Here is a 19,434-nt window from a genome sequence, read left to right as displayed (position 1 = left end):
GCAATAGTCAACGATGACGCAACATATTGGTCTGATTTGTCTTGTCAGTCGGCGCTGGGTCTGCTGTGATACCTCAAGGAATCGCGGCAGGTTCCACTGCTCCAGGAGGACGGGCCATGGCCGTAAGTGAGGTCAGCGACATTCGGTACGACCCCTACGATGTGGAACTTCTGGCCGATCCCTACCCGGCGTTCCGGCGGCTGCGCGAGGAGTCGCCGCTGTACTACAACGAGCCGTACGATTTCTACGCGCTCAGTCGTTTCGACGACGTGAGCCGCGCGCTCGTCGACACCGGTACCTTCAGTTCATCGCGCGGAATGATCCTCGAAGTGATCAAGGCCAACATCGAGATACCGTCTGGCATCATCGTTTTCGAAGACCCACCGGTTCACGACATTCACCGAAAGCTGCTCGCGCGGGTTTTCACCCCTCGCAAAGTCGCAGCACTCGAGGGCAAAATTCGAGCGTTTTGCGCACAATGTCTCGATCCCCTTGTCGGCACTGGACGATTCGACTTTATTGCCGATCTCGGCGCCCAAATGCCGATGAGGGTCATCGGGATGCTGGTCGGCATCCCCGAGCAGGACCAAGAACGCGTCCGGGATCGCTCGAACGCGTCGTTGCTCACTGAGGCCGGCCAACCCATGACCCTGGCCAAGGGCATCAACCCCGACGAGGCCTACGACGAGGTGTTCGCCGCTTATCTCGACTGGCGCGTCGAACACCCCTCCGACGACATCATGACCGAGCTTCTCAACGTCGAATTCGAGGACGAGACAGGTCTTCGCCGAAAGCTGACCCGCGACGAAATCCTGCTCTATATCGGGCTCATCGCTGCCGCGGGCAACGAGACCACCACCCGACTCCTCGGCTGGGCAGGAAAGGTTCTCGCCGACCATCCCGACCAGCGGCGCGAAATCGCAGCGAATCACCAGTTGATTGCACAGACGATCGAGGAGCTGCTGCGCTACGAACCCCCGGTACCGCACCTCGCCCGCTACGTCACTCGCGATACCGAGTGGTACGGCCACACGGTGCCCGAGGGCAGCGTCATGATGCCGCTTATCGCCTCGGCCTGCCGTGACCACCGCCAATTCCCGCCCGACGGAGATCGATTCGACATCCATCGCCGGCCGCGTCAGCATCTGGCGTTCAGCGTGGGAGCTCACTTTTGCCTTGGAGCAGCGCTTGCGAGGCTGGAGGCACGGGTGGCGCTCGAGGAAATCCTCAAGCGCTTCCCCGAATGGGACATCGACACCGACAACGCACACCTATCGTCCGCCTCGGCTGTCCGAGGCTGGGAATCGATGCCCGCGTTCGTCTAGCTCAGACGCCGTGGCTGGATCAGGAGCAGAATCCGGTGGGCGACACAATTGCCGTCAAACGGTGTGCAGATACGTTCGCAAGAGAGACTTTTGCCTGGTGGAGCTAAGGGGACTCGAACCCCTGACCCCCACACTGCCAGTGTGGTGCGCTACCAGCTGCGCCATAGCCCCAAGTCGTGCCAATCGAAGCTACACCAACCGCAACCGTGGTTCAAAGCTGCTGATCAGGCCGCCTCGTCGTCGTCCGCCTCGGCCGGCACGGCTTCGGGCTGGATGACCGTCCGGGTTTCCGGCGCCAGCACCCAACCGAGGGCGGCGATCAGCAGGACGATCCCGCTGATGCCGAAGCCCCACCCGAAACCCAGCTTCTCGGCGGCCCAGCCGACGGTCACGGAGCCGACGATGGCACCCAGGTCGGACACCATCTGCACCGCCGCCACCGGCATGCCCGCGCGCGCCTCGCTGCCCAGCAGGTCGGCCACCGCCGCCTGCATCGGCGACATGAAGATGCCGGTCGTCGCGCCGGACACGGCCGCCGCGACCATGAACGCCGGCAACGACGACACGACACCGAGCGCGGCGGTCGCCACACCGGATGCCGCCAGTCCGACGATCAACAACGTGCGCCGTCCCATCCGGTCGGACAGATAGCCGCTGGGGACGACGGCCACGGCGTTACCCGCCGCGAACGCCGACAGCGCCGCCCCGATGACGCCGACGCTTTCGCCCATGACGTCGGACAAGAACAGCGGGACCAGCGCGACGCGCAGACCGAACGCGGACCAGCCCGTCGCGAAATTCGCCAGCAGCGCCGACCAATACGCGCGGTAACGCAGCGCCTGGCGCATCGTCACCGTGGAGCGTGTCGGGGGTGGCGGCGCGGCCAGCGCCGAATGCCGCAGGCCGAAGAACAGCGCCACGACCACTCCGAGCATGACGACGCCGTACACGATGAACGGAGCGGTCAACCCCCAGCCGGCCGTCAGGCCGCCGATCACCGGGCCGCCGACCGCGCCCACCATGAACGAGGTGGTGAACAGGCCCGCGATCCGCCCGCGCGCGTCGGGCGGGCTGATATGGATCATCAGGCCCAGGGCCGAGACAAAAAACATCGTCGAGCCGATGCCGCTGATCGCGCGGAAAGTCAATAACTGCCAATAGGTGTGCGAATATGCGCACGCGATCGTGGACAACGCCACGATCAGCAAACCGCCGATGTAGATCCGCCGTTCGCCCAGCCGTTGCACAAGCGCCCCGCTGACCGGGGCGAAACACAGGCGGCTCAACGAAAAGACGGTGACCAAGAAAGTCACCGCCTTGATGCTGACCCCGAAGGTATGCGCGAATGCGGGTAGCGCCGGCGAGACGACCCCGTAGCCCAGCGCGACCATGATGTTCGCCCAGCTGAGGATCCACGCTTCGCGCGGCAAGCGCGCCGGACGGGACCCGCATTCCCCCGTGCGGGCGAGGCGAAGGGAAATGGTCACCCAATGACTTTATTAACCACCTCGCGCGCGGCTTCCTGCACCTGGGCCAAATGCTCCGGGCCGTTGAACGATTCGGCGTAAATCTTGTACACGTCCTCGGTGCCGGACGGCCGCGCGGCAAACCATGCGTTGGCGGTTGTCACCTTCAGCCCACCCAGCGCGGCGCCATTGCCGGGCGCCGCGGTGAGTTTCGCGGTGATCGGCTCGCCGGCCACCTCGGTGGCGGTCACCTGATCCGGGGAGAGCTTGGCCAGGCGGGCCTTTTGCTCACGGTCGGCGGGCGCGTCGAGCCGCGCATACGACGGCGTGCCGTACTCGTCGGTCAGCTCCCGATAGCGCTCCGACGGGCTCGATCCGGTGACGGCCAAAATCTCGGACGCCAGCAGCGCCAGGATGATGCCGTCCTTGTCGGTGGTCCACACCGAGCCGTCGCGCCGCAGGAACGACGCCCCCGCGGACTCCTCGCCGCCGAAGCCGATGGTCCCGCCGATCAGGCCGTCGACGAACCACTTGAACCCGACCGGCACCTCGACGAGCTTGCGGCCGATCCCGGCGACCACCCGGTCGATGATCGACGAACTGACGGCCGTCTTGCCGACGGCGATGCCCTCCGGCCACGACGGCCGGTGCGTGTAGAGGTAGTCGATGGCCACCGCGAGGTAGTGGTTGGGGTTGAGCAGCCCCTCGTCGGGAGTGACGATGCCGTGCCGGTCGGAGTCGGCGTCGTTGCCGGTGGCGATCTGATAGAGGTCCGAGGTGGCGATCACGCGGATGAGCCCAGCCATCGCGTCGGGCGAGCTGCAGTCCATCCGGATCTTGCCGTCATGGTCGAGCGTCATGAACCGCCAGGTCGCGTCGACCAGTGGGTTCACCACCGTCAGGTCGAGGCCGTGCCGCTGGGCGATCTCACCCCAGTAGTCGACGCTCGCGCCGCCCAGCGGGTCGGCGCCGATGCGCACCCCGGCCGCGCGGATCGCGTCGATGTCGACCACGTTCGGCAGGTCGTCGACGTAGGTGCCCAGGTAGTCGTAGCGCTCGACGCTGCCGAGCGCGCGGGCCAGCGGCACCCGCTTCACCTCCGCTCCCCTGGCGCGCAGAATCTCGTTGGCGCGCTTGGCGATTGCGTTGGTCGCATCGGTGTCCGCGGGACCGCCGTTGGGCGGGTTGTACTTGAAGCCGCCGTCGGGCGGCGGGTTGTGCGAGGGCGTGACGACGATCCCGTCGGCCAGACCTTCGGTGCGTCCGCGGTTGTAGCGCAGGATGGCGTGGCTGACCGCCGGTGTGGGCGTGTAGCGGTCGCGCGAGTCGATCATCGCCACCACATCGTTGGCGGCCAGCACCTCCAGCGCCGACACCCACGCCGGCTCGGAGAGCCCGTGCGTGTCACGGCCGATGAACAACGGCCCGGTTGTGCCGTGCGCCGCGCGGTATTCGACGATCGCCTGGGTGATGGCCAGGATGTGGGCCTCGTTGAAGGCCCCGCTCAGCGCCGACCCGCGATGGCCCGACGTGCCGAACACCACCTGCTGAGCGACGTCGTCGGGATCGGGCGCCACCGTGTAGTAGGCCGTCACCAGGTGAGGCAGATCGACAAGGTCTTCGGGCTGGGCCGGCTGACCGGCACGGGGGTGGGCCATGGTTGTCAATTCTGCCCGCGCCGCACGTGACCGACTTGTCAGGTACTTTTCTGACGTCCCCGGTTCACCCACCCGTAAGTCCTGGCAAAGCCGGAAGGGATCGCGCGTGGCACACGACTATCGCGAGCTGGCCGCGGTGTTCGCCGGCGGGGCGCTGGGCTCCCTGGCCCGCGCCGGCTTGGGCACACTCGCCGCGGGCGACCCGGCGAGCTGGCCCTGGCCGACGTTCACGGTGAACATTGTCGGCGCCTTCCTGTTGGGTTACTTCACCACCCGGCTGCTGGAGCGGTTGCCGCTGTCGAGCTATCGGCGCCCGCTGCTCGGGACCGGATTGTGCGGCGGGCTCACGACGTTCTCCACGATGCAGGTCGAGACGGTGCGCATGCTCGAACACGGCCATTGGGCCCTGGCAGCGGGTTACACCCTCGCCAGCATCGTGCTGGGACTGCTGGCGGTGCACGTGGCCACCAAGCTGGTGCGCCGGGTACGGATCCGCGGATGACGGCCACGGTCACGACCGTCGCGGTGTGGGCCGGCGTCGTGGTGATCGGCGGCATCGGGTCGGTGCTGCGCTTCGTGGTCGACCGCGCGGTGGCCCGCCGGGCCGCGCGGTCCTTTCCGTTCGGCACGCTGGTCGTGAACATCAGCGGCGCCGCGCTGCTCGGCTTCCTCGGGGGCCTCGTGCTCAGCAAGGAGGCGGCCCTGCTGGCCGGCACCGCGTTCGTGGGCGCCTACACCACGTTCTCCACCTGGATGCTGGAGACACAGCGGCTCGGCGAGGAACGCCAGGTGCGCGCGGCGACGGCCAACATCGTCGTCAGCGTCGTGCTCGGTGAAGCGGCCGCCTTCCTCGCGCAGCGGCTCGCCGAGCTCGTCTGACTCAGGCGCGCGGCCCGTCCTCGGGCGTGCGCGGCAGCATGTACAGCGCCATCCGCCGGTTCGCCATCTGGTGCTCGCCGAGGAACAGGCAGCCGCCCCGCTCGCAGAACGTGCGGGCCAGGACGTTGCGGTGGTCGGGATCGAACATGATGCGCCGGCATGCCGGATCCAGGCCCAAAATGCTGCCCACCAAATGCGGCAGCAGGAAACTGACGTGTCCGCGCTTGATGTACTCCAGATCGGCGACCGCGACGTGCAGACCCAGGTCGTGGGGATCATACTCATACCGCTTGGCGATGGAATCCTTTGCCGCCCTGTATAATTCGATGTACGCGCGCGGAATCGCGTCGAGTGTGGCGATGAACGGCCGGGAAAAGCCGCCATCGAGTTGCGCACGTAGGTAGCGGTGCCAGCGCGCCACCGGCCACGCGGACTCCCACGCTTGCGCCAGGTGCGGCCGGTTCATCCACTCGGCGATCATCTCGGCGTCGGCGTCCGGGTCGACGAGTCGCAGGCCGTAGGGCTCGGGCAACGTCGGTATGGGCGGCGGCGGGACCGCACGAACCTCGTCGGTGATGTCGGTCAACTCCCGCGGCAGCACCGGATCGGTCTGGCTCACGCCGGTATCACCGCCATCCACCGCTCGGCCAGCGCCGAGACCCAATCGGCCGCCGCCTCGGGGGCCTCGGGCGGCGACTCGACGAGAACCAATTCGTCCACGCCCAATTCGGTGAGCGCGCCGACGTCGCCCAACCCCGCGTCGCGCAGCGCCACCGAGAGCCGCAGTTGCGCACGGTCACGCCCCGCCTCGGCGCACAACCGGTCCAGTGTGGCGATCCGATCGCGCGCGGCGCCAACGCCGTCGAGGTTGAACCCGTACCAGCCGTCCGCCCAGTTAGCCACCCGCCTCATCGCCGAATCGCTGTTGCCGCCAACCACTATCGGGATACGACGATCGCGCACCGGCTTCGGGTTGACCCGGATCGAGTCGAACCCAACGAAGTCACCGTGGAACGAAGCGATGTCGTCTCGCCACAGCGCGCGCATCGCGGCGACGTATTCGGCGGTGCGCGCCCCCCGCCGGGCGAAGGGCACCGACAGTGCGGCGAATTCCTCCCGGGACCACCCGATGCCGACCCCCAGCGCCAGGCGCCCACCGCTGAGCCGATCCAGGCTGGCCGCCTGCTTGGCCACCACCACGGGGTTGTGTTCGGGGAGCAGCAGCACGCCCGTCGCCAGCCGGATCCGCGACGAAGCGGCCGCGGCGAAGCTCAGGGCGATCATCGGATCGAGCCAATCCGCTTGTGCGGGAACGGCAATCACGCCGTCATCGGAGTAGGGATAGCGAGAGGCGGGCTGGTCGACCATGACCACGTGTTCGCCCACCCACAACGTGGCGAAGCCGCAGGCGTCCGCGGTTGACGCCACGGCGTCGATCACCGCGCGGTCGGCGCCGGCACCGATCCCCAGGGCATGCAATCCCAGCCGCATCGGCCGATCGTCTCACGCGGTCAGCGGCTTTTCAGCAGCTCCACCAGAACGGCCGCGTGGCTGATGTCGGGGGTGCGGGTGGCGGTGACCAGGGTGACGCCGCCGCGCTTGGCCAGTTCCCGCAATTCCCCGAGCGCCGGGTTGCCGCGCAGTTCCGCGTGGTAACGCGACGCGAATTCGTCGAAGAGTTCGGGCCGGTGGTGATACCACTCGCGGAGGTCCTTGGACGGCGCGACCTCCCTGCACCAGATGCCCACCCGGGGGTCGTCCTTGCGCACTCCCCGCGGCCAGATCCGGTCGACCAGCACGCGCTGGCCGTCCTCGGGTGTGAGGTCGTCGTAGACCCGCGCCACCCGGATGGGGCCCTTGCCGGTCACGCTCGCCAGCGTAGCGAGGGCGCGGTCAAGCCTGGCCGGTGAGGCGCTCGACGTCGATGACCTCGCCGCGATTGATGCTGACCCAGTCACGCCCATCCAGGTATGGGCGCAACGCGCGGCCGATCAGTTCCGCGTCGGCCGGCGATTTGGGTCGCTGCAGCTCGTACACGTGCGGCAACTCGGCCATGCCGGCGACGACGTTCCACAGCGTCAGGGCCTGCGGCCCGGTCGGCGGGTCCACCAGCACCGGCCCAAACAGGCACTGCCCCAACAGGAAAAGCGTGGGCACCCCGTAGCCGCCGGCGTCAATGACCCGCTGATGCTCGCGCAGTATCTCGTCGTGAGTCGTCGGGTCGTCAAGCGCCGCATCGAGAACCGACGCCTCGACCCCGATGTCGCTCAGCAAGCGCCGCGCGACGGCCGGATCGTGCGGTTTGCCGCCCAGCGTGTGCAGTTCGTGCCCGACGGCGGCGTACCAGCGGTCCAGCAGCGACATGTCGGTGCGGCGCAGCAGCGCCCCGATCCGCATCAGCGACCAGCCATAGGACCACTCCCGCTCCCACGGGTGTTTCTGGCCCTCCGACCGGTTGACCTCCTCGAGGCTGAAAAAGCGCCAGTCGACGGTGATTCCCAGCTGCTCGCGAACGTCGCGGATCCACAGCGAGGTCTGGTAAGCGAACGGGCACATCGGGTCGAAATGGAAATCCACGGCAACGCTCATCTGTCGACCCGTCTCGCGAACTCAGTAGTGATAGGTGTCCGACGGCGCGGGCGAATGATCCCGTTCTTCGTCGTCGAAGTCCGACGATTCTATGCCGTAGGCGCGCGCCAGTTCGAGGATCTTGGTGGCCCTGGCGATGCGCGGCAGGTCGGAGCCGTTGCGAATCTCCCCGCCGTCGCGTTCGAACTCCGCGAAAAACTCTTTCGCCCAAGATATTTCGTCTTGCGACGGCGACAGCCCCTCGTTCACCACGGCGCATTGATCCGGGGTCAGGCAGATCTTGCCCGTCATCCCGAACTCCACGGACACCGCGGTGGCCTCGATCAGCTTCAGCGCGTTGGAGCCGATCGTGGGCCCGTCGATGGCGCTGGGCAGGCTGGCCGCCTTCGCGGCGATCGTGAACCGCGACCGGGCGTAGGCCAGCGTGCTCGGGTCCTCACCGAAACCGGTATCGCGGCGGAAATCGCCGATGCCGAACGCCAGCCGGAAGGTGCCCTTGGCGGCGGCGATTTCGGTGATGCGCTCCAGCCCGCGGGCCGTTTCCACCAGCGCCACGATCGGGACGTTGGGCAGCCGCTGCGCGGTCTCGGTGACGTGGTCCACCGATTCGACCATCGCCAGCATCACCCCGCCGACCGGCGTCGCGGCCAGCGCGGCGAGGTCGTCCGCCCACCACGGCGTGCCGAAGCCATTGACCCGGACCCAGTCGGTGTTGCCGGCGCTCAGCCAACTCACCACGTTGTCACGCGCGGCGTGCTTGTCCTTGGGCGCGACGGCGTCCTCGATGTCGAGCACGACGATGTCGGCGCGGGAGTGCGCCGCGGACTGGAAGCGGTCGGCGTGCGCACCGTTGACCAGCAGCCAGCTGCGGGCCAGAACGGGATCGATGCGGTAGCCGATGACGTCGTCGGGCTCCGTCGCGCTGCTGTTGACCTGGTCGTACATCTCGTCTTTTCGTTGTTGGCGATGTCGGGCTGGCTCTAACCGTAGCGATAAGCCCCAACGACCGGTTGGGCATGTCCCCGAGAAACGGCTCGGCCGCCCGGACGGACCAGAACGGTCGCCCGGGCGGCCTCGCGTAAGCCCGCCGTGAGCTAGTTGATGCCGACAACCTCCTGCGCGATCGCGGCGACGCGCGTCTGGGCGGCCGAAACCACCCGCTGGCGATTCTTGTTCGCCTCCTCGTAGGCGATGATCGCGCGCACGTCGCGCGGATTGGCGAGCTCCTTCACCTCGGCGACGGCCTCGCTGACGTTGAGCTCGTCGTAGTTGGCGATGGGCAGCTCGTCGGGATCCAGGACCCCCACCGCCGTGCGGGCCGCGTGCAGGGCGTCGGCGGCCTGCCGCGCGCCCTCGCCGCGGGTGACCTTCTCGGCCGCCTCGAGGGCGGCGTTCCGGGACGCGGCGAGCGCCTTCGTCGCCACGTCACCGGCGTGGGCGCCGCGGCTGACGAATTCGTTGAAGGTCGGGCGGGCCGAACGCAGCGCGTCCGCGGCCCGGTCCACGCCTCGGAACGACCACTCGACCGGCAGGTTCACCAATTTCACCGCGGTGCCGGCGGCCGCCTGCAACGGCGTGCGACGCAGCGCGGCCGGGCCGCCCAGCGCGTCCTCGGCCAGCACGGTCGTCAGCCAGTCGACGGTCGCCGAGTGGGCGGTGATCAGCCGCGTCGCCAGGCTCTCCACGTCGGGAAGCTCGGCGGCGACGGCCAGGGCTTTGAGGTAGCGGGAGCGGTCCAGGAGCTGGTCCTCGAGCGCGAGGTCACCCAGTAGCGCCTCGTCGAACGGCTGGGCCTGCTCGGTCAGGGCCTTGACCGCCGCGGCCGCACGGCCCAGGAACGGGCCCACGATGTCGGGGACGCCGCCCAGGTCGCGGATCGCCTTCTCGATGGCCTCCGACCGGCCGCGGGCGTTCGACGCGTTCTGCGTCAGCTCACGCTGGACGGCCTCGGTGCGGGCCTGCGCGATGCGGGTCTCGGCAACCTGGATCTCGGTGTTGGTCAGCTGGTGGAGCGCGCGCAACTGCGCGAGCACCGTGGTCTTGTCCGATGAAGTCATCGAAATGTGGCCTCCTGCATTGATTGATTGGCTCGGCATGAAAGCGCCTTTTTAGCGGCTACCCATTCGGCCGCCGGCCGATAACATCACCGTCCGCCCTGTGACGCAGATCGCTTTCGGCGGTATGGCGTCCTCCGCCAGCCGGCTAGGACAGCAAACGAAACGCGTTCTGGGAACGGGTTTCCCGCGGGCTGCCCGGGGTAGCCAGCAGTCGCCACGCTGCGGCCCATTGCCGCGCGTCGCTTCCCGTGGGGGGCTAGAGCAACCTGGTCACCCGCCTGGGCTAGGAAAAACCCTTTAGGAGTAGACATGCGTAAGGCCATTGCGATTGCTTCCGCCACCGGGGCACTGCTGTTGGGTGGGGCAGGTGTAGCTAACGCCACCACCCCGAGCGCTCCCGCACCGACGGCGACCACAACGACGTTGGCGGACAACAGCAACAACACTGATCAGCACAGCGACAACACCGGGCTGTGGGGCCTCGTCGGCCTCCTCGGGTTGGGCGGGCTCGCCGGGCTGAGGCGCCGGAAGGACACCGCCGTCGGGACCGGCGTCGGGCCGGCCACCCACGACCGCACCGTCTGACGCGTTCGCACAGTTCAGATCCCCGTCAGGCGCCCACGCCTGGCGGGGATCTGGCCGCGAAGGCGGCGGCGCGCAGCAGCGCGGCGTCGTTTAGGCGTTTGTGCAGCGGGTATGCCTCGCCAAGCCGCACACAGCCCATCGTGCGCGTCCCTAATCCCCGAGAACAGTGGAGGTATCGGCGATGGCCGACATGATTGTCCAATCGCCCGAGGAAGTCGTCGCGTTCCTGAAGGCGCAGCACAACCTGATCGAGGACCTGTTCGACGAGGTGCTGCACGCGACTGACCCCCAGGCGCGAGAAAAGCCGTTCACCACGCTGCGTCAGCTGCTGGCCGTGCACGAGACGGCCGAGGAAATGGTGGTGCATCCGCGCGTGCGCCGCGAGGCCGACGCCGGCGACGCGATCGTCGACGCCCGCCTCAAAGAGGAGCACGAGGCCAAGGAGTTGCTGTCGCAGATCGAGAAACTCGACATCACCTCGCAGGAGTTCGTCAACGAGGTGACCAAGCTGCGCGACGCCGTGCTCGACCACGCCAATCAGGAGGAAAGCGACGAGTTCCCCGTGCTGCAGCGGGAAGTCGACGAGGCTGACCTCAAGCGGATGGGCACCGCGGTGCGAGCGGCGCAGGCCATCGCGCCAACCCACCCGCACCCCGGCGTGGAGTCGGCGAAGCTCAACTTCGCCCTTGGGCCGTTCGCCTCGATGCTGGACCGGGCCCGGGACCTGATCGGCCAGGCCCTCGGCTCCTAGCCGTTTACGTAGGCTCGTAGAGGTGAGCGTCGCCCCGGATATGACCGTTGCCCTGCAGGACCGGTTCTTCCGTGAACTGCCGGAGATGGCGGTCCGCTGGCAAGCCGAGGCCCCGGCCGACCTCCGGCTGCTCGCGTTCAACGAGCGGCTCGCCACCGAGCTTGGCCTGGACGCCGACTGGTTGCGCGGCCCCGACGGGCTGCGCTTCCTGGTCGGCGCGTTGGTCCCCAGCTCGGCCGCGCCGGTGGCCCAGGCCTACGCCGGGCATCAGTTCGGCGGCTTCGTGCCACGGCTGGGCGACGGCCGCGCGCTGCTGCTCGGCGAACTCGTCGACCGCGACGGACGCTTGCGTGACGTCCACCTGAAGGGCTCCGGGCCGACACCGTTCGCCCGCGGCGGCGACGGCCTGGCCGCGGTGGGGCCGATGCTGCGCGAGTACATCGTCAGCGAGGCCATGCATTCGCTCGGGGTGCCCACCACGCGATCGTTGGCCGTCGTGGGCACCGGCCGCCCGGTGCTGCGCGAGGCGGAACTTCCGGGAGCCGTCTTGGCGCGTGTGGCCAGCAGCCACCTGCGGGTGGGCAGCTTCCAGTTCGCCGCGTCGACCGGCGACGTGGACCTGCTGCGGCGCCTCGCCGACCACGCGATCGCCCGGCACCACCCCGGCGCCGCGGACGCCGAACGCCCCTACCTGGCGCTCTTCGAGGGGGTGGTCGCCGTCCAGGCGTCGCTGATTGCGCGCTGGATGCTGATCGGATTCGTCCACGGGGTGATGAACACCGACAACATGACGATCTCGGGCGAAACGATCGACTACGGGCCGTGCGCGTTCATGGAGGCCTACGACCCCGAGACGGTCTTCAGTTCCATCGACTTCTGGGGCCGCTACGCGTATGGCAACCAGCCCCTGGTCGCCGGCTGGAACCTCGCCCGCTTCGCCGAGACGCTGCTTCCGCTGTTCTCCGACGATGTCGAGGAGGGAGTCGCGCTGGCGGAGCAATCGTTCGGGGTGTTCCAGCGCGAGTACGACGCCGTGTGGTCGTCGGGGATGCGCGCCAAACTCGGCGTGTCCGACGTCGACGCCCGAGACTTCGCGGCGCTGGTCGATGACTTGCTGGCCTTGCTGAAGGGCAGCCACGTCGACTACACCTCCTTTTTCCGTCGGCTCGGCCGAGCCGCGCGCGGCGACACCGAACCGGCGCGCGGGGAGTTCATCGACCTCGCCGGGTTCGACGCGTGGCTGCCGCGCTGGCAGGCCCTGCGCCCGGACGCGGACGTCATGGACCGGGCCAACCCGGTCTACATCCCGCGCAACCACCTGGTCGAGGAGGCGCTGACCGCCGCGACGGCCGGCGACCTCGCCCCCGTCGAGCGGCTGCTGGCCGCGGTGAGGGCACCCTACGACGAAAGACCGGGGCTGGAACGCTACGCCACCCCGGCCCCCGAGGACTTCGGGAAGTACCAAACGTTTTGCGGCACTTAGCCTTACGTTAGCTTCGCAAACTCGGCCCGCAGCTCGTCGAGCCGGCGAAGCGTTTCGTCGCGAGGTTCGGTGGGCAGTTCCACCAGCAGGTGCTCCACTCCCAGAGCGAGGTAGCCCTCGAGCTCTTTGGCCGTCGATGCGCCGGCATGGAGGCTGATCACGGGCACGTCGCTGCCGGCCGCATCGCGCAGCCGCTCCAGTTGAGGCGCCAACGCCTCCGCCGACGGTGTCATCGACAGCCAGCCGGCGTGCAGCCGGGCGATGCGTTTGAAGCCCGCGGGTCCGCCGCCGAAGTACAGCGGCGGATAGGCCTCTTGCACCGGCTTGGGCCAGCTGTAGATGGGGCCAAAGTCCACGAATTCGCCGTGAAATTCGGCCTTTTCGTGCGTCCAGATCTCGATCATCGCGTCCAATCGCTCGTCGACCACCCGTCCCCGGACCGACGGGTCGACCCCGTGGTTGGCGATTTCCTCGCGCAACCAGCCCACGCCCACGCCGAACCGAAATCGACCCTGCGACACCAGATCCAGTGACGCCACTTCCTTGGCCGTGTGAATGGGATCGCGCTGGGGCACCAGCGCGATGCCGGTGCCCAGGACCAGCCGCTCGGTGACGACGGCGGCCGCCGTCAATGCGACGAACGGATCCAGCGTGCGGTAATACTTCCGCGGAATCGGCCCACCCGCCGGGTAGGGCGTTACCTCGCCCGCCGGGATGTGGGTGTGCTCGGCCAGGAACAGCGACTCGAACCCACGCTCTTCGAGCGCCCGACCCAGCTCTGCCGGTCCGATGCCCTCGTCGGTGATGAATGTCAGCACGCCCACAGCCATGGCGCCAGTCAACCGCATTCAACTCGTCGGGGCGACCCCTTACCCGCGTTCGGCCACGGGGACCAGACGCGCCACGCCGCGCAGCATCCAGGGAGCGCGCTTGGCCATCAGCGCAACGGCGCGGTCGGACCGCCGCATCGCCGTTCGGGGGCCGGGCGTGGGCGCGGCGGCCAACTGGGCGTCGCGTGAGGGCGCGCCGGCGCGGTGCCGGTCGACGGCGAGGATCTGCCAGGTGCCGGGCACGCCGCGCAGCTCGGCCCCACCCCGGTCCTCGAAGTGGGTTCCCGAGCCGACGACCAGGTCCCGCACGGTGCTGGAGACCAGGATCTCGCGGGGCCCGGCCAGGGCGAGGATGCGGGCGGCGATGTGCACCGCGATCCCCCCGATGTCGGCGCCGAGCAGTTCGCACTCCCCCGTATGGATGCCCACCCGCAGCTCGATGCCCAGCGTTTCGGCCTGGTCGTGCAGGGCCTCGGCGCAACGGATCGCCTGCGTCGGCCCGTCGAAGGTGGCGAGGTGGCCGTCACCGGTGCTCTTGACCACCTTTCCGCCGAACCGCTCCGTCGCGCCGGTGGTGATCTCACCGAAGCGTTGCAGGACCGCGCGCCACCGTTCGTCGCCGTCCGCCGCCGCGCGTTCGGTGGACGCGACGATGTCGGTGAAGAGCACCGTGCGCAAAGCGCGCTCGGATTGCGGCGGCGCGCTGTGGCTGCCGGTCAGGAACTCTTCGATCTCGGTGGTAATGCGGTCGGGGTCGGTGAACCACGGCGCGTGGTCGTCGCCGGCCACTTCCAGCATTCGCGCGTTCGGGATGTGCTCGGCGATATAGCGGCCGAACTGCACGGGCACCAAATCGGCCGTGGCGTGGATCACCAGGGCGGGTGCGCTGATCGTCGGCAAGATGGGACGGATGTCAATTGTGAACGCGGATTCCATTGTCGCCCGGGCCATTCCGGGGCTGGCGCTCATGCGTTCCAGCATCGCGAGCTGGCGCGTCGATCGGATCGACGGCAGCAGACTCCGAAGCGCCTCACCGCTCCCCCACGAACGGCGGATCGCCCGGCCGAACCCCTGGAACCTGGCGACCTGATCCACCGACGGCGTGTAGGCGTCGCCGAGCGCGGGCGCCATCCTCTCCCGCAGCGCCGCCGGGTCTCCCTCCATGTCCTCCCACGACCCCCAGCCGGTGAAGGAGGAGGAACCGGTGATGATCAGCGCCCGCGTGCGTTTGGGCCGTGTCGCGGCAAACAGCATGGCCGCGGGGCCGCCCTCGCTAACCCCGAACAGCACCGCGTCTTTGAACCCGGCGGCGTCCATGACCGCCTCGATCTCGGCCGCCCGGTCCTCGAGCGTCCGCACCTTCGGAACGGGGTCGGAGAGTCCAACTCCGGCCTTGTCGAACAGCAGCACGCGGCAAAACGTCGAGAGCCGGCCCATGAACGCCTCGAACTCCGGCACGGTCCAGAACATTTCGACGTGGCTGACGAATGACCCGGCGAACACCAGGTTGACCGGTCCGGCGCCGAACACCTGGTACGCGAGGCTGAGATCACCGCAGTTTGCATACGCTGTTTCGGGCACGCCATGAGCGTACGACCCGGCCCAGCAAATGCGTACGGCTTTGCTTGGTTCAGGTCGTCGGCGCTTCGCTCTTCCGGGTGCTCCGCCGCGCGGCGCCCCAGAGTCCGACGCCGATGCCGACGACGGCGCCGCCCAGTCCGATGAGTTGCTGTGCGGGCTTCAATTCGTCGTGGACGCTGAGACCGCCCAGCAGGTCGGCGGCGTCGGCACCGCCGGAGGCCAGGAACCAGCCGCGAGTGTGCTTGCCGCGCAACGCCGCGGTCGCGAGCAGCCCGCCGATCAGCGCGTCGCGATAACCCATGGACCGCAACAACAGTCGCGCCGTCGGCGTCGGCTCCTGCGAATCTCCCCAGAACCGGTTGGCGCTCAACGGCTCGACGAGGAACCAGACGCCGGAGGTGAATCGGATGCTGCCCGCCAGAAGCGCGGCTCGGTCGATGGCCATGCCCGGCAGCCTAGGAGCAAACCGCGCTCTTGCCTATGGGGCGGGGCACGCCCGGGCGATTTGTATCGAGGCCGGCCATAGCGCCGTGGTCAGGCCGAAGGCTACGACGTCGGCTCCCGTGGGCGACACCGCCTCCACCCGGGCCTGAATCTGTCGAGCCTCTTCGGCGTGAAAAAGCGTCCACACGAAGCCGATACACAGGTAGGGGATGGCCAGCCACAGCGCGAGTTCGATCAGTGCGCCGATCCTGACCCGGTAACCCAGGGTGCGTCGAAGCAGGTCCATGTCACTCCAGCGCGGGATCGGGCAGCCCGCACAGCCAGCACAGCGTCGCCAGGCCGTCGGGGCTACCGGGCCAGTGCCTGGCCAGCGCGTCGGGTCCGGCCACCCGGCTGACCCAGCGCAGCACCAAGCCGACGATCACCACGTCGTCGGCGAATCCGATGACCGGGATCGCGTCCGGGATCAGGTCGATGGGCGACACGACGAAGGCGATCAACGCCACCAATGCGATCCGGATCCGGCGTGGCAACTCGGAATCGGCGGCGAGGCGTTTCAACAGGCGGAGCACGTCGGGCAGCAGGCGCACCAGGTCCTGCAACTTGGCCTTGGGTCTCAGCAGCCAGAAGGTGAGGGCCAGGAGCACCCAGATCACCGCGAACGCACTCGCGATGCCGATCAGAATCATCCACCAGTCGGGCCACACCATGTCCATCTTGGCGGGCCTGGCCGCCGCGTGCCAACCCCTCTGCGAACGCCCGCGTTTCTGTCTAACCAGCGCCTAGCGGCGGCAACGGAATCCAGGGGAACATCCCGGTGTTGGTCGGAGGCGGCGGTGCGACCGTGTCCGGCTCTCCGATGTGCTGGGGACAGTAGGCGTTCACCGCGCTGGTGGTGAAGCTGGTCGCGTCCGAGACCGTGAATCCCCCGTTCTCTGACGTCACACTCTGGATGACGGCGGCTTTGGAGTGACCCTGGTCCATAAGTTCGCAGGCCTTCTTGGCGACCTGTACGGCGACGGCGCCGTTTTTGTACGGGACGCCGGCCCGATCGAGTGCCGCCAAAAAGTTCGCGTCGGGGTTACCGGTCGGATCGGCGTGTGCGGGCGAGGCCGCGGCGATCATGGCGGCGAGGCTCGCCAGCACGAGAAGCGTCCGCACCGTTCCATCCTCGTACAGATGGGCGGCGTTGTCCTGCCGACCTGTCCACGCGGGCGTCGGACGCCGCCGGCTGTGGTACACAGGGCTATGCCCACGCTGAACCGTCAATCTCGTTGAGGGCGCGGGCGTGGGCGACGACCGACTGCTGATCCCCGGACAGACGTGCTGGCGGGTGGCGCGCGCCGATCAGTGGGCTCACATCATCGATGCGGCCGATTACTTCAAGCAGGTCAAGGCCGCGATGTTGCGGGCCAGGCACCGGATCACGCTGGTCGGTTGGGATTTCGACGCCAGGATGACGTTCGAGCGCCGCACCAAGACGCTGCCCGGCCCCAATCAGCTTGGCGCCTTTCTGTATTGGATGCTGTGGAAGCGACCAACGCTCGACATCTACCTACTGAAGTCCAACCTGCGTCTACTGCCGGCCTTCGACGGCATCTGGTTTGGGCTGACTCCGGTGGCGCTGGTCAACCAGATCAGCAGCAGGCGAATCCACTTCGCTATCGACGGTGCCCATCCCACCGGCTCGGTCCATCACCAAAAGATCGTGGTGATCGACGATTCGGTGGCGTTCTGCGGCGGCATCGACCTCACCGTCGACCGTTGGGACACCCGCGCGCACGAACATCGCAATTACGCCCGCCGGACGTTGGGCCGCAGCTACGGGCCGCGCCACGACGTCGCCACAGCGGTCGACGGCGAGGCCGCGCGTGCGCTCAGCGAGCAAGCCGTGGCGCGGTGGCGGACGGCGACCGGGCAATCGTTGACGCCGATCACCGCCAGGCACACCGCATGGCCCGGCAAGCTCGGCCCCACCCTGCGTGGCGTCGACGTCGGAATCGCGCTAACCCTGCCGGAACTCGACGGTCGCCCCGAGACCCGGGACGTCGAGGCGCTCAACCTCGCGGCGATCGCGGCGGCGCGCGACACCATCTATCTGGAGAACCAGTATCTGGCGGCCCGACGCATGGTCGAGGCGCTGGCCGCCCGGCTACGGGAAGATGATGGCCCGGAGATCGTCATCGTCGTCGCCCGCCGGGGCAACAACCCGCTCGAGCGGGGAACGATGGACTCCGCTCGCCATCGGCTCATTCAGGTGCTGTGGGCCGCCGACGTCCATCGGCGGCTGGGCATCTACTGGCCGGTTGCCGACGGCGGGGCACCCATCTACGTCCACTCGAAGGTGATGGCGGTGGACGACCGGTTCCTGCGCATCGGATCGTCGAACCTCAACAACCGATCGATGGGGTTCGACAGCGAATGCGATCTGGCCATCGAGGCGCAACCGGCGAGTTCCGAAGACGACGGCGTGCGCAGCGAAATCACCTCGGTGCGAGATCAATTGGTGGCCGAGCACCTCGGCGTGTCCGACAAAGAGTTCGAACAGGCGATGCGTGAATGCCGGTCGGTCCGCAAGGCGATCGAAGCGCTCCGCGGGGACGGCAAGACGTTGCGACCGTTCACCGAGCGCACCGTGGCCGACGAGGCGGGACCGCTGGCGGAAAACGACCTGATGGACCCCGACCACGTTCCGCGATCGCTGACCCGAAGCGTGCAACGGTTCATCACCGGTTTGAGGGGTTGAGTTGCGGCGAACTCGGCTTAATGTGGGACCGGGATGAAGGACGAGTGCCAATGAATGCCGACGACGAGTCCGTGACGACGCTGGAGGACCTCAGGGGTGATCTGGCGCAGCGGTACAAGCGGACGCCGACTGGTGGGAGCTCGGTCGACGGCGCGACCGTCGACGCCGACATGGCGGCCCTGGACCGCGACGGTTACGTCATCTGGGAAGGCCTGCTGACCGCCGAGCAGTGCCATGAAATCCGTGAGGTCGTGCGTCCGTGGCTCGGGCACACCGGACGCAACTCGTTTGAGGGCCGGCACACCCAGCGCATCTACAGCCTGCTGAGCCGCACCCGGGTGTGCGACGGGCTCGTCGACAACCCGCGGGTGCTGGCCGTCCTCGATCGCCTGCTGATGCCGAACTACCTGCTTTCGGCGTTGCAGGCCATCAACATTCAACCGGGCGAGGCCGCGCAGCTGGCGCACCACGACGACGGGTTCTACCCTGTGCCGCGCCCACGAGATCCCTTGGCGGCAGCGACGATCTGGGCCATCGACGACTTCACCGCCGACAACGGCGCCACCGTTCTGTACCCCGGCAGCCACCGATGGGGCAAGCGCCGGCCCGGCCCTGACGATGCGGCGCTGCCCGTGGTGATGCCGGCCGGTTCGTGCGTGTTCTTCGTGGGCACGCTTTGGCACGGCGGGGGCGCGAACAAAACCGACCGCGAGCGCCTTGCCGTCACCGCGCAGTACTGCCAACCGTGGCTGCGCCCGATGGAGGCCTTCACGTTGTCCATCTCGCGTGACATCGCGCGATCGGTTTCCGATGACATTCGCCGCATGCTCGGCTACAGCATCCACCCGCCGTTCGTCGGCGCGGTCGACGGCCTGCACCCGCTGCGGCTGCTGGATACCGCCGAGGATTCGTAGGCCCTAGGTCCGCTCGCCGCTGACGCCGACCAGCGCGGCCGCATCGGGCGTCGGCGAGGACCGTTGCGCGCCAACGAGTTCGATCGCCTGGCTGCGGCTCAGCGCGATGGCCTGTCTCTTATACAC

Annotated in this window: 22 protein-coding genes and 1 tRNA gene; 8 read left to right on the top strand and 15 right to left on the bottom strand. The window is 68.2% G+C overall.

Annotated features, from left to right (window positions below):
• The first annotated feature begins 116 nt into the window (after window positions 1-116).
• Window positions 117-1,325, top strand: a complete 1,209-nt coding sequence (locus tag WU80_RS16160; RefSeq protein WP_055403775.1) for a cytochrome P450 — start codon at window positions 117-119, stop codon at window positions 1,323-1,325.
• A 95-nt stretch (window positions 1,326-1,420) separates the two neighbouring features.
• Here WU80_RS16160 and WU80_RS16155 read toward each other — a convergent pair.
• From WU80_RS16155 to pgm, 3 genes are all read right to left on the bottom strand, one after another.
• Window positions 1,421-1,496: transfer RNA gene (locus WU80_RS16155), tRNA-Ala, on the bottom strand.
• Between the two features lie 53 nt (window positions 1,497-1,549).
• On the bottom strand, window positions 1,550-2,716 hold the full coding sequence (locus WU80_RS16150) for an MFS transporter (protein ID WP_082459890.1): 1,167 nt from the start codon (window positions 2,714-2,716) through the stop codon (window positions 1,550-1,552).
• A gap of 92 nt (window positions 2,717-2,808) precedes the next feature.
• Window positions 2,809-4,449 (bottom strand): phosphoglucomutase (alpha-D-glucose-1,6-bisphosphate-dependent), encoded by a 1,641-nt coding sequence (gene pgm, locus WU80_RS16145; protein WP_055403774.1) that lies wholly within the window; start codon window positions 4,447-4,449, stop codon window positions 2,809-2,811.
• 106 nt (window positions 4,450-4,555) lie between these two features.
• On the opposite strand from pgm, the gene crcB (WU80_RS16140) reads away from it, so the two are divergent.
• Both crcB (WU80_RS16140) and crcB (WU80_RS16135) read left to right on the top strand, forming a co-directional pair.
• Window positions 4,556-4,951 (top strand): fluoride efflux transporter CrcB, encoded by a 396-nt coding sequence (gene crcB, locus WU80_RS16140; protein ID WP_055403773.1) that lies wholly within the window; start codon window positions 4,556-4,558, stop codon window positions 4,949-4,951.
• Window positions 4,948-5,328 carry a fluoride efflux transporter CrcB gene (gene crcB, locus WU80_RS16135; RefSeq protein WP_055403772.1) on the top strand — a complete coding sequence of 127 codons (381 nt, stop codon included), beginning with the start codon at window positions 4,948-4,950 and terminating at the stop codon, window positions 5,326-5,328. Before crcB (WU80_RS16140) ends, crcB (WU80_RS16135) begins: the two co-directional genes overlap by 4 nt.
• Window position 5,329: 1 nt before the next feature.
• On the opposite strand, the gene WU80_RS16130 is transcribed toward crcB (WU80_RS16135), so the two are convergent.
• The 6 genes from WU80_RS16130 to WU80_RS16105 all read right to left on the bottom strand — a co-directional run bounded on the left by WU80_RS16130 (window position 5,330) and on the right by WU80_RS16105 (window position 9,974).
• Window positions 5,330-5,947 (bottom strand): GNAT family N-acetyltransferase, encoded by a 618-nt coding sequence (locus WU80_RS16130; protein WP_055403771.1) that lies wholly within the window; start codon window positions 5,945-5,947, stop codon window positions 5,330-5,332.
• Entirely contained in the window at window positions 5,944-6,819 is an 876-nt protein-coding gene (locus WU80_RS16125) for an LLM class F420-dependent oxidoreductase (RefSeq protein ID WP_055403770.1), read from the bottom strand. The genes WU80_RS16130 and WU80_RS16125 overlap by 4 nt, the downstream gene beginning before the upstream one ends.
• Window positions 6,820-6,839: 20 nt before the next feature.
• Window positions 6,840-7,196, bottom strand: coding sequence for a DUF488 domain-containing protein (locus WU80_RS16120; protein WP_055403769.1), 357 nt, complete (start codon window positions 7,194-7,196; stop codon window positions 6,840-6,842).
• Between the two features lie 25 nt (window positions 7,197-7,221).
• The gene (locus tag WU80_RS16115) at window positions 7,222-7,917 is read right to left on the bottom strand and encodes a DsbA family protein (RefSeq protein WP_055403768.1); all 696 of its coding nucleotides are present in this window, start codon (window positions 7,915-7,917) and stop codon (window positions 7,222-7,224) included.
• A gap of 21 nt (window positions 7,918-7,938) precedes the next feature.
• Complete coding sequence (locus WU80_RS16110; protein ID WP_055403767.1) at window positions 7,939-8,862, bottom strand: CoA ester lyase; 924 nt, start codon at window positions 8,860-8,862, stop codon at window positions 7,939-7,941.
• A gap of 149 nt (window positions 8,863-9,011) precedes the next feature.
• Window positions 9,012-9,974: a hypothetical protein gene (locus tag WU80_RS16105; protein WP_055403766.1), complete on the bottom strand. Its 963-nt coding sequence runs from the start codon at window positions 9,972-9,974 to the stop codon at window positions 9,012-9,014.
• A 309-nt stretch (window positions 9,975-10,283) separates the two neighbouring features.
• Here WU80_RS16105 and WU80_RS16100 point away from each other — a divergent pair, with 309 nt between their 5' ends.
• The 3 genes from WU80_RS16100 to WU80_RS16090 all read left to right on the top strand — a co-directional run bounded on the left by WU80_RS16100 (window position 10,284) and on the right by WU80_RS16090 (window position 12,793).
• The gene (locus WU80_RS16100) at window positions 10,284-10,559 is read left to right on the top strand and encodes a WGxxGxxG family protein (protein WP_055403765.1); all 276 of its coding nucleotides are present in this window, start codon (window positions 10,284-10,286) and stop codon (window positions 10,557-10,559) included.
• Window positions 10,560-10,740: 181 nt separating this feature from the next.
• Complete coding sequence (locus WU80_RS16095) at window positions 10,741-11,310, top strand: hemerythrin domain-containing protein (RefSeq protein ID WP_055403764.1); 570 nt, start codon at window positions 10,741-10,743, stop codon at window positions 11,308-11,310.
• 40 nt (window positions 11,311-11,350) lie between these two features.
• Window positions 11,351-12,793 carry a YdiU family protein gene (locus WU80_RS16090; protein WP_197281265.1) on the top strand — a complete coding sequence of 481 codons (1,443 nt, stop codon included), beginning with the start codon at window positions 11,351-11,353 and terminating at the stop codon, window positions 12,791-12,793.
• 2 nt (window positions 12,794-12,795) lie between these two features.
• On the opposite strand, the gene WU80_RS16085 is transcribed toward WU80_RS16090, so the two are convergent.
• From WU80_RS16085 to WU80_RS16060, 6 genes are read right to left on the bottom strand one after another with little or no spacing between them, the layout of a single operon-like run.
• A complete protein-coding gene (locus WU80_RS16085; protein ID WP_055403762.1) occupies window positions 12,796-13,623 on the bottom strand; it encodes an LLM class F420-dependent oxidoreductase in 828 nt (275 codons plus the stop codon).
• A 39-nt stretch (window positions 13,624-13,662) separates the two neighbouring features.
• Entirely contained in the window at window positions 13,663-15,204 is a 1,542-nt protein-coding gene (locus tag WU80_RS16080) for an adenylate/guanylate cyclase domain-containing protein (RefSeq protein ID WP_055403761.1), read from the bottom strand.
• A 49-nt stretch (window positions 15,205-15,253) separates the two neighbouring features.
• Entirely contained in the window at window positions 15,254-15,649 is a 396-nt protein-coding gene (locus tag WU80_RS16075; protein ID WP_055403760.1) for a DUF4267 domain-containing protein, read from the bottom strand.
• Between the two features lie 33 nt (window positions 15,650-15,682).
• A complete protein-coding gene (locus tag WU80_RS16070) occupies window positions 15,683-15,934 on the bottom strand; it encodes a hypothetical protein (protein ID WP_055403759.1) in 252 nt (83 codons plus the stop codon).
• A gap of 1 nt (window position 15,935) precedes the next feature.
• Window positions 15,936-16,364 carry a YkvA family protein gene (locus tag WU80_RS16065; RefSeq protein ID WP_055403758.1) on the bottom strand — a complete coding sequence of 143 codons (429 nt, stop codon included), beginning with the start codon at window positions 16,362-16,364 and terminating at the stop codon, window positions 15,936-15,938.
• Between the two features lie 55 nt (window positions 16,365-16,419).
• A complete protein-coding gene (locus WU80_RS16060) occupies window positions 16,420-16,809 on the bottom strand; it encodes a DUF732 domain-containing protein (protein WP_055403787.1) in 390 nt (129 codons plus the stop codon).
• Between the two features lie 127 nt (window positions 16,810-16,936).
• On the opposite strand from WU80_RS16060, the gene WU80_RS16055 reads away from it, so the two are divergent.
• Together WU80_RS16055 and WU80_RS16050 are read left to right on the top strand one after the other, a co-directional pair.
• Window positions 16,937-18,394, top strand: coding sequence for a phospholipase D-like domain-containing protein (locus tag WU80_RS16055; protein ID WP_055403757.1), 1,458 nt, complete (start codon window positions 16,937-16,939; stop codon window positions 18,392-18,394).
• 50 nt (window positions 18,395-18,444) lie between these two features.
• Window positions 18,445-19,308, top strand: coding sequence for a phytanoyl-CoA dioxygenase family protein (locus tag WU80_RS16050; RefSeq protein WP_055403756.1), 864 nt, complete (start codon window positions 18,445-18,447; stop codon window positions 19,306-19,308).
• Window positions 19,309-19,434 lie beyond the last annotated feature (126 nt).

Origin of the sequence: Mycobacterium sp. UM_11, assembly GCF_001414075.1 — a bacterium.
GTDB lineage: Bacteria > Actinomycetota > Actinomycetes > Mycobacteriales > Mycobacteriaceae > Mycobacterium.
Note: the sequence above shows the minus strand (reverse complement) of the source record. Positions and strands in the feature narration are given on the sequence as shown.

What these genes read in the sequence shown, in the direction of transcription:
- WU80_RS16160 (WP_055403775.1), top strand. Translation starts at nt 117, where the DNA reads ATGGCCGTAAGTGAGGTCAGCGACATTCGGTACGACCCCTACGATGTG.
- WU80_RS16150 (WP_082459890.1), bottom strand. Translation starts at nt 2,716, where the DNA reads ATGGTCGCGCTGGGCTACGGGGTCGTCTCGCCGGCGCTACCCGCATTC.
- pgm (WP_055403774.1), bottom strand. Translation starts at nt 4,449, where the DNA reads ATGGCCCACCCCCGTGCCGGTCAGCCGGCCCAGCCCGAAGACCTTGTC.
- crcB (WP_055403772.1), top strand. Translation starts at nt 4,948, where the DNA reads ATGACGGCCACGGTCACGACCGTCGCGGTGTGGGCCGGCGTCGTGGTG.
- WU80_RS16125 (WP_055403770.1), bottom strand. Translation starts at nt 6,819, where the DNA reads ATGCGGCTGGGATTGCATGCCCTGGGGATCGGTGCCGGCGCCGACCGC.
- WU80_RS16115 (WP_055403768.1), bottom strand. Translation starts at nt 7,917, where the DNA reads ATGAGCGTTGCCGTGGATTTCCATTTCGACCCGATGTGCCCGTTCGCT.
- WU80_RS16110 (WP_055403767.1), bottom strand. Translation starts at nt 8,862, where the DNA reads ATGTACGACCAGGTCAACAGCAGCGCGACGGAGCCCGACGACGTCATC.
- WU80_RS16105 (WP_055403766.1), bottom strand. Translation starts at nt 9,974, where the DNA reads ATGACTTCATCGGACAAGACCACGGTGCTCGCGCAGTTGCGCGCGCTC.
- WU80_RS16100 (WP_055403765.1), top strand. Translation starts at nt 10,284, where the DNA reads ATGCGTAAGGCCATTGCGATTGCTTCCGCCACCGGGGCACTGCTGTTG.
- WU80_RS16095 (WP_055403764.1), top strand. Translation starts at nt 10,741, where the DNA reads ATGGCCGACATGATTGTCCAATCGCCCGAGGAAGTCGTCGCGTTCCTG.
- WU80_RS16090 (WP_197281265.1), top strand. Translation starts at nt 11,351, where the DNA reads ATGACCGTTGCCCTGCAGGACCGGTTCTTCCGTGAACTGCCGGAGATG.
- WU80_RS16085 (WP_055403762.1), bottom strand. Translation starts at nt 13,623, where the DNA reads ATGGCTGTGGGCGTGCTGACATTCATCACCGACGAGGGCATCGGACCG.
- WU80_RS16075 (WP_055403760.1), bottom strand. Translation starts at nt 15,649, where the DNA reads ATGGCCATCGACCGAGCCGCGCTTCTGGCGGGCAGCATCCGATTCACC.
- WU80_RS16070 (WP_055403759.1), bottom strand. Translation starts at nt 15,934, where the DNA reads ATGGACCTGCTTCGACGCACCCTGGGTTACCGGGTCAGGATCGGCGCA.
- WU80_RS16065 (WP_055403758.1), bottom strand. Translation starts at nt 16,364, where the DNA reads ATGGACATGGTGTGGCCCGACTGGTGGATGATTCTGATCGGCATCGCG.
- WU80_RS16050 (WP_055403756.1), top strand. Translation starts at nt 18,445, where the DNA reads ATGAATGCCGACGACGAGTCCGTGACGACGCTGGAGGACCTCAGGGGT.